At 58.5% G+C, this 12,941-nt stretch carries 8 protein-coding genes and 5 pseudogenes; 7 read left to right on the forward strand and 6 right to left on the reverse strand.

What is annotated here, in order from left to right:
- The 4 genes and pseudogenes from NKH63_RS30660 to NKH63_RS30675 form a co-directional block, all read left to right on the forward strand.
- Positions 1 to 549: transposase (locus NKH63_RS30660; protein ID WP_352920356.1), on the forward strand; the 549-nt coding region annotated here is incomplete at its 5' end.
- A gap of 189 nt (positions 550 to 738) precedes the next feature.
- Positions 739 to 1,028 (forward strand): annotated as a pseudogene (locus tag NKH63_RS30665) (transposase); the annotation flags it as partial.
- Positions 1,029 to 1,113: 85 nt separating this feature from the next.
- Positions 1,114 to 1,251, forward strand: a pseudogene (locus NKH63_RS30670) (ATP-binding protein); the annotation flags it as partial.
- Between the two features lie 265 nt (positions 1,252 to 1,516).
- The gene (locus NKH63_RS30675) at positions 1,517 to 1,873 is read left to right on the forward strand and encodes a hypothetical protein (RefSeq protein ID WP_352453730.1); all 357 of its coding nucleotides are present in this window, start codon (positions 1,517 to 1,519) and stop codon (positions 1,871 to 1,873) included.
- A 138-nt stretch (positions 1,874 to 2,011) separates the two neighbouring features.
- Here NKH63_RS30675 and NKH63_RS30680 read toward each other — a convergent pair whose 3' ends face one another.
- Positions 2,012 to 2,980, reverse strand: a complete 969-nt coding sequence (locus NKH63_RS30680) for a glycosyltransferase family 10 domain-containing protein (protein WP_352493678.1) — start codon at positions 2,978 to 2,980, stop codon at positions 2,012 to 2,014.
- Between the two features lie 536 nt (positions 2,981 to 3,516).
- On the opposite strand from NKH63_RS30680, the pseudogene NKH63_RS30685 reads away from it, so the two are divergent.
- A pseudogene (locus NKH63_RS30685) lies at positions 3,517 to 4,640 on the forward strand (site-specific integrase).
- Between the two features lie 242 nt (positions 4,641 to 4,882).
- Here the strand turns inward: NKH63_RS30685 and NKH63_RS30690 are convergent.
- Entirely contained in the window at positions 4,883 to 6,544 is a 1,662-nt protein-coding gene (locus NKH63_RS30690) for a tannase/feruloyl esterase family alpha/beta hydrolase (protein WP_352493621.1), read from the reverse strand.
- A gap of 191 nt (positions 6,545 to 6,735) precedes the next feature.
- On the opposite strand from NKH63_RS30690, the pseudogene NKH63_RS30695 reads away from it, so the two are divergent.
- Positions 6,736 to 6,959: pseudogene (locus tag NKH63_RS30695) on the forward strand (integrase); the annotation flags it as partial.
- Positions 6,960 to 6,961: 2 nt separating this feature from the next.
- On the opposite strand, the gene NKH63_RS30700 reads toward NKH63_RS30695, so the two are convergent.
- From NKH63_RS30700 to nadE, 4 genes and pseudogenes are all read right to left on the reverse strand, one after another.
- Positions 6,962 to 7,219, reverse strand: a complete 258-nt coding sequence (locus NKH63_RS30700; protein ID WP_352453904.1) for an aminopeptidase — start codon at positions 7,217 to 7,219, stop codon at positions 6,962 to 6,964.
- Between the two features lie 56 nt (positions 7,220 to 7,275).
- Positions 7,276 to 7,428 (reverse strand): aminopeptidase, encoded by a 153-nt coding sequence (locus NKH63_RS30705; protein ID WP_352453905.1) that lies wholly within the window; start codon positions 7,426 to 7,428, stop codon positions 7,276 to 7,278.
- Positions 7,429 to 7,879: 451 nt separating this feature from the next.
- The gene (locus tag NKH63_RS30710) at positions 7,880 to 8,962 is read right to left on the reverse strand and encodes a sensor histidine kinase (protein ID WP_352920358.1); all 1,083 of its coding nucleotides are present in this window, start codon (positions 8,960 to 8,962) and stop codon (positions 7,880 to 7,882) included.
- A gap of 404 nt (positions 8,963 to 9,366) precedes the next feature.
- Positions 9,367 to 9,698, reverse strand: a pseudogene (gene nadE, locus NKH63_RS30715) (NAD(+) synthase); the annotation flags it as partial.
- Positions 9,699 to 10,711: 1,013 nt separating this feature from the next.
- Here nadE and NKH63_RS30720 point away from each other — a divergent pair.
- Positions 10,712 to 12,778 carry a carbamoyltransferase family protein gene (locus tag NKH63_RS30720; RefSeq protein ID WP_352920361.1) on the forward strand — a complete coding sequence of 689 codons (2,067 nt, stop codon included), beginning with the start codon at positions 10,712 to 10,714 and terminating at the stop codon, positions 12,776 to 12,778.
- Positions 12,779 to 12,941 lie beyond the last annotated feature (163 nt).

Below are 12,941 nucleotides of genomic sequence, written 5' to 3' on the forward strand. Positions count from 1 at the left end.
GTCACGCGCGTTCGTTTCGAGGCAAGGGTTCGACAGCTGGTCGGAGCGGATCGGCTGTTGCTGGGTATCTTTGAACCGCTCTTGCGGATGCACAGGTGTCTGCGCGAGAATCTGGCGGATCTGCACCGGTTCATCCTGAGAGCGGTTCGAGTGGATCCCATCTGCCGTCGCCTCATGACCATGCCTGGCATAGGACCCGTCACCGCGCTCACCTACAAGGCAACGATCGATGATCCCAAGCGCTTCCGCCGATCCAGGTCGGTCGGTGCGTATCTCGGCCTCACACCACGAAGATACCAGTCAGGAGAAGTCGACAGGGTCGGTCGCATCACAAAAGTGGGTGACAGTGAGACGCGAACGGCCTTGTTCGAGGCGGCCAACGTCATCCTGCGCCCGAAGACCCGATGGTCGAGCATGAAGGCTTGGGCAATGAAGATTGCCAATCGACAGGGTGTTCGACGTGCGAAGGTCGCCCTGGCCAGACGAATGGCAGTCACCCTTCACCGCATGTGGGTTGACGAACAGGATTTCCGTTGGTCAGCAGCTTAGGCTGAACTGTCCACGGAATAGCGAGCGCTCGATGCAGGGCGCGGTCCGGACGAGTTCGCATGATCTGTCGTTGCCGGTTCCCGAGCACGCTGAAGAGCTTTGAACCGATCGGACCCACGGACACCATCATGCCGGCGGCTGCGTGCCGACCGCGAACAGAAGCAAAGAACCTGCATCGAACGTCACATCTTGACTGGGGGACACCGAATACAGAAGCAGATCATCGGAATTTTGAAGGAACATGAGGCCGGGGTATCGGTTGCCGATCTGTGCCGCAAGCACGGGGTCAGCGACGCCTCGATTTACAACTGGAAGGCCCGCTTCGGCGGGATGGATGTCTCCGAGGCTCGGCGACTGAAGGCTCTGGAGGACGAGAACACGCGGCTGAAGCGGCTTCTGGCCGACGCCATGCTCGACAATGCCGCGTTGAAGGATCTTGTGGGAAAGAAATGGTGACGCCCGCGGCCAAGCGGAAAGCTTTCCAGCGACCAGATCGATCAACTTCAACGCCGACTGCAACGGACCAGGCGATCAAGGAAAGGTGCATCATGAGCATTCGCGGAGCCGACAATAGCCGACGCCATTCTCGACCGGATCATCCACAACGCCCATCGCATCACCCTCGAAGGCGACAGCATGAGAAAGCAAAAAACACCGCCGCCCTTGACCGGCGCCGAAAACGGCGAAATCAATCGCAAATGACTTCAACCAGGCAACCGAGCGCCGACCCCATCCTGCTGTCCGCGAATTAGTGAAACTGCTGTCCGCGATTTAGCGGAACGACTGTCCCGTTTTTGCGAATACGCACGTCCGACGCAGCTTGCGTTGACAGAGGCGGTTTTACGCGCAGTTGCAATAGCACTTCCGCCGGCCTATTTTTGTGGAGTTCAATTGTGGTTCGGCCAAGGGCGCTTTGGGCGCCGGACCGGCCCCGTGTAAACCTCATTAAAGAGAGACGAACCCTGCCATGGAAGAATTCTTATCGCGCATCGCCACTGGTGCCGGCATCGGCCCGGCTCTCGCAGAGAAGGCCGTTGGGTTAATGCTGGGTTTCCTGCAACGCCACGCGGCCGACGGTCCCGTTGCGCGCATGATCGCGGCCATTCCCGGAGCTTCGGAATTAGTGGCGAAGTATCATGGCAACGACCCAGAGGGCGGAGGCGGCCTCATGGGGCTCGGCCAGCAATTGATGAGTGAGGGTCTCAGCATTCTAAAGATCGCCGCCATCGCCAACGAGACGATCGCCTTCGCCAAGGAACATGCCGGCGACGAACTCGTGGACGAGGTCCTCAATTCCGTTCCTGGCCTTCCCCAGTTCGTCTGATCAGCGGCAGCCGGGGGCGCATGACCTCGTGCGCCCGTGCCGGCCCGTCTGCGCAGGTAGGCATTCTCCGCCGAGCGCTCCGTACCGATCTCGCCAGACCACCAACCGCCGGGCACGCGAAGCGAGCGTTGGAGTACTTCATTCGTCTCTCCCAAAATCGACCGCAGGCGAACCGATGTGTATAACTTCCGGCGGTAAGGGTTTATCGTGAACGCTTTCGATGAAGCCCGCGAGATAAGCAAACGTATTGTATTTCTCAAGAACCAACCGCTTCGCCTCTTGTATTGCGCCGCGACGCTCCTTCCAGAGGTCCGAGTCGATGATTTCTTGAATTTTTTGGATTACGTTCTTGTCCTCTGGGTCAATCAGAACCATTGAGTCGGAAGGGAAGAACCTCGTGATTGCCGGGCTGCCGTAATAGATCGGCATTGTTTCAGCAACGAAGCAGTCCATAAGCTTCTCTGTAAAATAGTAATCAGCACGAGTATTCTCGAAAGCTATACTGTAACGGTACGGTGCGAGTGCGTCCCATTTATCTCCAATCAGCCGAAAACCTCGGCCGAACAGGTCAAAATCGAGCTCCTCTCTCAGCCGTTCCAGAAACGCCAGCCGATATCGATGCCCTTTAAGCAGGGCGATGTTACTGGTAATCCATGAGAGCCGAAGCGGCTTGTCCACGACTTCGCTGACCAGAAGTTGGTCATATGTCTTTGTTACAGACCAAGACCGAGTGATAGGTGGAGACAAAACGAATCGGCGCTCTGCATTCTGCCGAGCAGCCAGCTCTGCGTCAGACGTCAGGACGATGGTATTTTTCCCCTGCCCTTCATGAAATGCGCGATGAGCTTTCGTCGGCGGTTCGCCGATTGCAAAAATTGTCCTGTTTGGACTCGCCTCGATATCAACAGGGAGCCCAAAAATAGAAGCAGAGTTAAAGACAATATGCCAATCGGGCGCGAAGGATGTCCTGCGTACAAAAGCGACATTGTTCCAGATTCCACTGCCCTTTGGAGTGAGATGGTGGATTGCATCATCCAAAACGCCCCAAGAATCCAGACATGTAGCAACAATGGGCGCCGGACGTTCCGTCAACAATTTGGTCGACAAAGCAGTTCCACCCCATTCACTTCCGTTGGACCGGGAGCAACTCGTGCATCGGGCGCAAGACCTCTCTGCGCCTGAAATAGCTCGCGATCCTGATCGGTATCAAACACACGATTCTGTGCGACTTCGCGATTCTGTGCGACTTCGCGCCATTCGACAACTCATCTCTAAGACCGCGGGAATCCCTTCACTCGTGAAGGTACTCAATCGCCATTTCGGATTGCGGTAAGATTGGGCAGCATAAACCGTCCGGGACCCGCTGTCGAGGCAATTGTCGCTTTGCACCTAACCAGGTTCTTCCTCACTTTGTGTGATGATCAGGCCGGTTGAGTGGCAGCATGCGTGCCCTCTAAAATATGGAAGTTGACTACATTCTTATTATTAATCGGGATATACGACCAGTTTAGAGGCGGCTCGCCTCTCACAGGCGACGTTTGCAGCGGCGACGGCAGATCGAGATATTGGCGGGTTGATGCCGGGGCTTTGTCCGAAATCTGTGGTCCGATTTCGGACGAAGTGACGGTCAAGATGTCCGAAATATGCTACGAATTTCGGACAAGCTTCACACACAAAGCGCCGCGGCTTTGCCCGACATCATCGATATCGTCATGCAGATGGGCGATGCCGACCTAGCCTCGTCCCCTCCCCTTCCAGCCATTGCCAATCCCAGCCTGCCTGCGCAGCTTGAGGCGCTCGCCGGCCGCGCGCGCGATTATATCGAGGCGGCGAGTTCGGCCAACACGCGCCGCGCCTACGCAGCCGACTGGAAGCATTTTTCGAGCTGGTGCCGGCGCCAAGGCATCGAGATGTTCCCGCCCGATCCTCAGGTCGTCGGGCTCTATATCGCCGCCTGCGCGTCAGGTACGGCCACTGGCGACAAAAAGCCCAACACCGTTTCAACCATCGAGCGCCGGCTTTCGTCGCTCTCCTGGAATTTTGCCCAGCGCGGCCAGCCGCTGGACCGCAAGGACCGGCATATCGCCACGGTGATGGCTGGCGTTCGCAACACCCACGCCTCCCCTCCCCGGCAGAAGGAAGCGATCCTGCCCGAGGATCTGATCGCATGTTCGAGACCCTCGACCGCGGCACGCTGCGTGGTCTGCGCGACCGCGCCATGCTGCTTTTGGGTTTCGCCGGCGGCCTTCGCCGATCCGAAATCGTCGGCCTCGACGTCGGCAGGGATCAGACCGAGGACGGGCGCAGCTGGGTCGAGATTTTTGCCGATAAGGGTCTGCTTGTCACATTGCGCGGCAAAACCGGCTGGCGCGAGGTCGAAATCGGCCGCGGCTCCTCCGACGCCACCTGCCCTGTGGTCGCTCTGCAGACCTGGCTAAGACTGGCCCGCATTGCGCACGCACCGCTGTTTCGGCGCGTTGCTGGTCAAGGCAGAGCCGTCGGTGCCGATCGCTTGAACGACCAGGAGGTCGCACGCCTGGTCAAGCGCACGGCGCTCGCCGCCGGCGTGCGCGGCGATCTGTCGGAGGGCGAACGGGCCAAGAAATTCGCCGGCCACTCACTGCGCGCCGGCCTCGCCTCGTCGGCCGAGGTCGACGAACGCTATGTGCAAAAACAGCTCGGCCATGCCTCCGCGGAGATGACGCGAAATTATCAGCGCCGGCGCGATCGTTTCCGCGTAAATCTCACCAAGGCGTCCGGGCTCTGATGCCCCCGTTTTGTCCGCTGGGATGAGGCGGTCAGATCTCAGGCGATAACAATTACCTCATCGAGCACAGCGAGCGCTGTGTCCAGACTATCGGCGGCCGACGCTTCGTAGTCAGGCATGATCATCAACTGCGTTATGGCACGGCCCACAAATTCCGGGTTTAGCTTTTCCAACCGATCCTTGGTCCGGGAGACCTGTTCCGGGAATGCGCGCAGATTGAAGCGAACAAATGACGAGGTCTCTTATCCCCGACACGAATAGCTCGCGATCTCATCGGGATTTCCCTTACCCCCATAGGCAGCTTGAGTGGGATAAGCGCAGATCGGCTGGTGCTTGCCGGGGAATGCCTTGCTGCCAGCCGCGAGAGAATCCGGAGCCTTGTCTTGGTTTATCCAGCCCTCGATGGCGGCCAAAGGATCAAAGTCGTCGAAGGCTTGGCCATCGCCGCAGTGGGTCATCCCCGGGATTATGAACATGCGCACGAAACGGCGAGTCGCTTCCAAATCGCCGCCGCTTGTGACCTCGACGACTTGCTTGTACCAGCGCACCAGATCGTTGGCTGAGAAGACTGGATCGGAAAGTCCCTGAAACAAGAGCAGCTTTCCACCGTGGGCAGCGAAGCTGGCGAGATACGTGCCGGTCGCATCATTGAGCTTGGCCGTATCCGCAACGCGTGCCGGATCCTTGTCGAAGTCGAACTTCAGGGGGTCAAAATTCGGCGCCGGGGGCGTCATGAAGTAGTATTGAAGCGAGCGGGCTCCCAGAACGATGTTATTTGCATCCGACTGGGAAGTGGGGGAATTGCCCAGCTTCCACATTCTCCAGTCCGCGCCCGCAACGCCCGTATCATATGGCCAATCGCTGTAAAGCTTTTCGCCATCGGAGCTTTCCGGACCCGCGAACGCGCGGCTCATGGCCTGCACTTGACCAGCCGTGAGGCAGCTGTCCGTCTTATCGCCTTGGCAGGACAGGACCTTTGGGTCGAACCGGCACTGCTGCCAGGCGTTGATGACGCCATCCTCAATGCCATCGCGGGCATCACAGGCAGCGAGAACCGCCTTGGCGACGATGTTCAGATCCTGCTGGGAGAAGGCGCGGGATAGAATGGGATGGCCGGCCTCATCCTTGGGAGCGATGCTCATGTACTGGCGAGTATCCCAGGCTTCGGCAATGTTGGCGGCACTGAGACGAAAACCCGGGCTACCTGCAACAATGCCGTCGAACTCGAGCGGATATCGCTGAGCCGCTATCAACGCCTCACGACCGCCATTCGAGCATCCCATGAACACCGACTTTTTCGGAGCCGCCCCATAGAACTTGGCAATCACCTGCTTCGAGACCGAAGTGACTTTGCCAATGGAGGCGTACGCAAAATCAATGCGTGCGGCTTGATCGACCCCGAAAGCCGGATCGGGGCTTGGGTGCCCGCCATCCATGCTTACAACAGCGTAGCCGCGCAAGAGCCCGGGAGCCGCGGTCGAGTTCCGGCAAGGAATGGTCCCGACGGCCGGCGCCAGGAAGCCATCAACTGCGCCGCCGCCCTGGAAAAGGAACATGTCGTTCCAGGTCGTCGGAAGACGCACCTCAAACCGGGTGCCATATGATTGACCATCGACCCCCTGGCGTTTCCCGATAACACCTCGGACAAGGCAGTGCCCGCCCACTTTTACCGCCTGAGGCGAGGCGCCGGTGAATGCAGTGAAGGGATCTGCGGGGATCTCCTGCGGCTTTTGAAGGCTAGCCTCGGTAAAGATCACGCTTGGAATTTTGAGCTTGGCGATGGACCGGCACGCCTGATCTGACGCGTTTGCCGCCAGTGCAGGCGCACATACACATATGATCGCCAACATCAGTGCCAGCGTGCACCCGCGGTCCCGCAGCTTGAGCCCGTTAGCCAAGAACATACCCATCCTCCCTGGATGCGCCCGATAGCCCGAAAGCTGATCGCATTGGTAGCTAGTTGTGAGCTTTCAGTAGGTTGTCCATCCGGTCCGAACCGGGAAAGCTGAGATTGTCGAAGCTTCAGTGACTCCAGGGGGACCGGATGAACATCCATAAGAATACCGGTCTGACGCCGCTCGGTCGAGAGCGGATTTTTTGCGCCTGGGCGCGCCGGCAGCACCTCGAGGTGTTGCCGCCTGATCCGCAGACCGTCGGCCTCTACGTACGCAGTGTGGCGAGCCGCTCGATCGAAAGGACCGCCATATCGCCACCGTGCCCGCCGGCATCCGTAACAGCCACGCAAAACCGTCTGTGCAGAATGAGGCCATACTTCCCGAAGACCTGATCGCCATGCTGGAGACGGTGCTCCGCAAGACCCATCAGGTCGCCCCAGGCCAGAGCAACCGGCTCGTCCCCGGGGAGGACGAAACGGTCGACCACTCCGCTTGTTCGACTTGTGTTCGGGCGACTATCCCGGCTTCTATGCATCGCGCTTCGGCGCGGCGAGCTTTGTCCAACGCGCCAAGCCTTTGAACCGAATCGCTGTAGACGGAAGTCGCGGCGAGCTTCGCGTTGTTGATCGGAGCATCGAACCAGGCGTCGTATCCGCGGTATCCACCCCATCGTCTGTCGCGCAATCTGTTGGCGAGCGCGTCCTCAGCCGTTCGATCGCGGCCGTCTTTGCCGCAAACTATTATATGGCGGCCGCCGATGCCATTCGGGCGCGCAATATCTCAGGGGTTGAAGGATCGTCGATCAGTTTTCCGATGTCTTGGCGGGCCGCGATGATCTGCACATGACCCTGCAAAGATTGCGCGTAGTAGGAAATACTGGTGCAACTGGTCACCCCAGGCGTCAGGATAATCGTAGAACCAATCGAACGAATGCACGCATCGCGGTTTGCCTACAGCACTGCTCTCCTGTCCCGATAGCGCAAATTCGCGGTTACCTCCGGCCACGAACAGTCGGACCAATTTTATTTGTAGGTTAGACCTTCGTCCTCGGCAAGATTGGCCAAGCGATGACTCGCTGCTGAATTGCCGGCCCGCGCGTGATGAGCGCGAAGGCGTCAGGTGCCCCCGCCGTCAAGACTCAAGCCGCAACGTAATCAGGCGGGAGTGCCTTCCGCTAGGTGGGGATGGACTGGCCGCCGAAGTCAGAAGCAGCAAGCCTGGAGCATAATGGAAGACCTCGACCATGTGAAGCAGGCCGTGAAGGGCGACCTAGCCTATTTGCAGCCACCTGCTCAAAGCCGCGACATGAAGCCAGCCGCCAGCCTGCTAGTCGACAGCAACCGTTCAGCTTGCTGCCGCCGACCGCTTGAAAACGATGGTCACCTTCGTCCCTTTGTTGGCGCTGGACTCGACGGCTAGCTGCGCCTTGGCGTTCTCGGTCAGCGATCGCGCGATCAGCGCTCCGAGCTTGCCTGGTTTGGGCCACACCTCGCCTTCCGGCAGGCCGATTCCGTCGTCCGCCACTATAACCCGGCAGCCGTCGCCATCGACGACGCTGTGCAGTGTTATCGTGCCGCCATCGCGGCCCCAGAACGCATGCTTTAGTGAATTGGTCAGCAATTCGTTTACGACCAGCCCGGCCGGCATGGCGACGTTTATTGACACGGGATATGTATCCACCTTCATATCCAGCCGGATTCCCTCGACCGCATGCGAGCTCATGACCGCGGACGCGATCTGGCTGAGATACACACCAAGGTCGACCTCCTCCTTCGGCTCGTCGGCAGTTAGCGTCTGGTAGAGGATCGCCAGAGCGTCGACGCGACCGGCGAGCCGCTCAAACCGTCTCCGGTCGGCCTCGGTCGCGTTGCGGCTTTCCAGCCGGATCAGCGCGGTGATCATCTGCAGGTTGTTCTTCACCCGGTGCTGCAGTTCGCGCAGCAGCGTGTCTTTCTCGCTAACACGCTCCTCCGCCGAGCGCTCATCTCCCGCCTCGCCATGGGCGGATACGTCGACCAGGGCCACCAGTCGGAAGCACACCTTGCCGTTGTCGTCTTCGATCACGTTCGAATAAACGTCGACGATCGCGGGTTTGTCCTCTCCGCGCTCCAGCTTGAAGGTGCCGACCAAATCGGTTCCCTCGACCACGGCCTCGGCTAGCGGCCTGTCCTTTTGCTGATGGAGGCCCGTGCCTAAAAGGGCCACCCAGTTTTCTTGGGTGAGCCTGGCGGCTGTCAGGCCTGACAGTTTCTCGAATTCCGGATTGGCGTAGACCACGCGCTCTTCACCGGCAAGGTCCGAAACGGCTATGGCGATCGGCACCTGGTCGAGGAATTTCTTGAACTGTTCGCTTTCCAGTGCGGTTGCAAGGTCAGGTGTATCAAGCAACTGCTCGACCGTCTCAGCCTTCTCTGAATCCGATGTCATTTGCGCGCCTGTTTTGTGCGGATATTATCAACAATGCGGCGAGCCTGCCATCGCCAAAACTGGAGCTGCATCTCACATTTCGCATCACGCATCTGACAACCAGCTCTGCATCGCGTAACGGCCGCACGTCTAGCATTGCGACCGGCCGAAGGAGAGCGGCAAGGATCGGCTACAATCCGGGTGCTTGGAATGTCGAAGCGACCGGTCAAGTGGGTACGCTGCGGAAGATCGATAGAGCAGGCATTCAGGGAGAATGAGTTCGCGTGCCGGCCTCGGCGATACGTGCCGACACTGTCAACCTCATGACCGCATGCGGGCTGAAAGAGCAGCGCTTCGCTCCAGCGGTAATTCAGGCCGCTAGCTGCCTAACTGCGGCAAGCCCATCGATCGTGTATGTTGAGACGCTATTGCCGATGCCTAAATATCGAACCCGTCATGGCAATCGTTGTGACGGGAAGCGCTCGCTTATGGGCTGTGCTGGAATGCGCATGAAGTATACGCCTGTGCGCCGCTTCGTTGATCTCTTGGCCTTCGAGGAAGTCGTCAATCTCATCGTATGTGAGACCGGGACGAGGTTCTCCAGGTCGGCGGTCGGGATCTTTTCAACAAGATCAGACGGAGCGCCCAGATACACTGCCAAGGCGCGAACTCTGCGCTTGTTCAGCCCGGAAAGAGGAAGAATGTCTGCGGCACCATCGCCGAACTTGGTGAAGAAGCCCATCAAGGCCTCGGCTGCTTCGAAGCGACTTCTGAAAAAGAAGTGTGGGTTTGCTCTCATACCCTTTGCTGAAAAATGTTGTCATAGAGCGCATGGAATGCCACGCGCTTCGAATCGGAGTAGCCATCCGGGAAGCCTGAAGCCCCTTTGAAGCGCATGTCCGGCAGCTATTCATAGCGTGGATGACTTTGATCGAAACAAACGATTTCATAACTCTTCGGAAATCTTGCATGGACAAAAGCACGTCCGCACCGATCACCCATCCAAAGGAGAAAATCTTCCATGCGCCCTGACGTGCAGTGGAGGTCGTGCCGAGAAGTGAGTTGCAACTGGCCGATCATGTCGGCGGTTCGACGCTAGTCGTCCCCAATGTTCCTGAGCTGCGAAGTCTTGCAGGCGAGCCAGCTGCCCAGCGCGATTCTGCTTGTGGCGGGCTTTTTGCCGCAGGCAGTCCGCTCGTTTGGGCAGCGGATTGGAGACCCGGCCGGCAGCGCTACCATACAACATCAGCGCACTTTACATCTACGCGGTATTGCCGGGCTTCCAGTCGGTGCCATGTTTGGCCGACGAATGACGCGATGCGGCCTCCTGCACAAGCGAAGGCGTTATCGGATGTGCGACCGGGAAGCAGGCGGACAGTGCAGCACATGTCACTCGCCTGTGCGACGGTCTTTCGGGGAATGAAATCGGGCCAGTTCACGGCGCGGCATTATTCGTCAACAGCCGCCCCTTCGCAAGGATATAGGCAGCCCGCGTCACAAGTTCGTGCTGCAGATGAAAACGGCATCGCCGGCATGCAAGTCAGCAGCCGCTCAAGATTCGATGATCCAGCCAAGCTCTCGGCGTCATGGAACGGCAGGCGCCACGATCGAAGCATCTCATGTTGATTCAGGCGGACCCTTATGAGGCGTTCTTTGATGCCGGTGATGCCTGACAGGCGGTTGCAGCTGCAAGCGACAACGCGGCCTATTTAGTTGGAAACGGTCTGAGGCAGGCCAATTTGGCTTGCCCGTCACTATGTGGAGAAAGAAATGCTGTGTCTAGGAATTAGCGGCGGACTTGACCAAGTCCATGAAAACCGATTCGAGCTTCGGAACGCCTTTATGCACGATGGCGCCGCGGTGCTCGTCCGAGACGGACGGGTGATAGCAGCCGTCGAAGAGGAACGCCTCAATCGGATGAAACACTCCAACAAGCTCCCAATTCGTTCGATTCAATACTGTCTGTCAGCGGCGGGGGTTCAGCTCAACGACATTGATCGTGTCGCGCTCTACGCCAGCGAGCCCTATGCCAACGCCATGCTTGAAGGTATGTCCGCATCCCACCCGGACATTCTCTCCATTCCGTTGGATGCTAAAACGTTGGTGCAGGATCTGTTAACGCGTGAGTTCGGCACTAAGTTGGACAGTTCGCGTATTTCATTCGTAAGTCATCATCAGGCGCACGCCGTGAGCGCCTTTGCAATGTCGGGCTTCGAACAAAGTCTCATTCTAGCGATTGATGGCTCTGGTGATTTCCTGTCGGGCCTCTTGGCGGTAGGGTCTGGCACAGAAATTACGCAACTCGAGGCTTTCCCCGAGAACAATTCTCTTGGGCTGTTTTATCTCGAGACGATCCGCTATCTCGGCTACGGCTTGTTCGACGAGTATAAGGTAATGGGACTCGCGCCCTACGGCGACCCCGCTCCCTATCGCGAGCTCTTCGAGCAGTTCTACGAGCTCTCCGCCAACGGCGGTGGCTACCGTGTTCACCTCGACCGCATCGGTCCGGCGTTGCTCCGCAATATCGAGGTCAGGCGAAAGGGAATGCCCTTCACCCAGCAGCATCGAGATGTGAGTGCGTCACTGCAGGAAGCGCTTGAGCGTATCGTGTTCCACATTCTCCGGCATCACCGTGAGGCCACCGGCATGAAGCGGTTGTGCCTGGCGGGGGGGGTGGCCCACAACTGCACGATGAACGGTAAGCTGCTGTATTCAGGGCTTTTCGAAGACATTTTCGTGCAACCCGCGTCTCACGACGCTGGCTGCGCATTGGGAGCTGCGCTGATAGTCTCTAACGAGATGGGCCGCCCCGCGCCGTGTGAGCGACTGCAGGAGGTCTATTGGGGTCCTGATCTCGGGAGCGAGCGCGCCGTGCAACAGGAACTGAATGCATGGGCCGGACATCTCGAGGTTGAACGCTCTGATGACGTGGCAAGCAGTGCAGCCGACTGGATCGCCAACGGCGCCGTGATCGGCTGGGTGCAGGGTCGTTCGGAGTTTGGGCCACGTGCGCTGGGCAACCGCAGCATTCTTGCCGACCCTCGGCCGGCCGCAAACAAGGACCGGATCAATGCGATGGTCAAGAAGCGCGAAGGCTATCGGCCCTTCGCGCCATCTGTGCTGGAGGAGGATGCGAGCGAATTTTTCGACCTCCCGGACGGTAGGCACGAATTTCCATTCATGAATTTCGTCGTTCGCGTGCGTGACTCAAAGCGCGCCTTGCTCGGTGCCATCACGCACGTCGACGGTACCGCTCGCCTGCAAACAGTATCGCGCAACGCCAATCCCGCGTACTGGGAGGTCATCAATGCGTTCAAGAAGCGCACAGGCACTCCAATTCTGCTCAATACGTCCTTTAACAACAATGCCGAACCGATCGTGGATTCGGTTGCAGACGCGATTGCCACCTTTCTGACGACAGAGCTGGATGGACTTGTGGTCGGGCCCTTCCTGGTAAAAAAGCGGGCTGCAACGCTGCAGGATTGGACTGCGCTTGGGGTTTCGTTGCCGCCCTATGTGTCCCTCCATCAAACCCGCGCTTACAAAGCGCCAGATCGTCGGGAGACTCACTGCGAGATCAGCACGACCCACTTCAGCAGTGACAGTGTACGAATTTCACACGACTTGTTTAATCTGCTGATGCGGATTGAGGGCGAAGCCATGTTGGGAGATCTCCTCAATACAATTGCGCCGGATCAGGCTAAGCGTGACGCTGTGATGGAGGGCCTGCGACGACTGTGGGAGCAGCGCCTCGTTCGGTTGCATCCCTCACAAGCTGCTCGCATGGATCAAGACTGCCATCAAACGCTGGACCAGCATAACAGGCTCTCAGCGTGATAGGGATGCCGCTATCCAAGCTCGGCGAATAAAGGTGTTCATCGACGCCGCCAGCCCCCACACCCCCGGGCGCCGGGGGGAATAAAAACAACGGTTTATAGTGCCCATAAAATTTTTCAACCCCCCCCCGCAAAAAAAAAAACCGGCCGGCGGGAACTTTTTA

The organism is Mesorhizobium sp. M0960, assembly GCF_040319055.1.
Lineage (GTDB): Bacteria > Pseudomonadota > Alphaproteobacteria > Rhizobiales > Rhizobiaceae > Mesorhizobium.

Bases quoted from the DNA above. Each gene is read 5' to 3' on its own strand.
- NKH63_RS30675 (WP_352453730.1), top strand. From the start codon at position 1,517: ATGGAAGAATTCTTATCGCGCATCGCCACTGGTGCCGGCATCGGCCCG.
- NKH63_RS30690 (WP_352493621.1), bottom strand. From the start codon at position 6,544: ATGTTCTTGGCTAACGGGCTCAAGCTGCGGGACCGCGGGTGCACGCTG.
- NKH63_RS30710 (WP_352920358.1), bottom strand. From the start codon at position 8,962: ATGACATCGGATTCAGAGAAGGCTGAGACGGTCGAGCAGTTGCTTGAT.
- NKH63_RS30720 (WP_352920361.1), top strand. From the start codon at position 10,712: ATGCTGTGTCTAGGAATTAGCGGCGGACTTGACCAAGTCCATGAAAAC.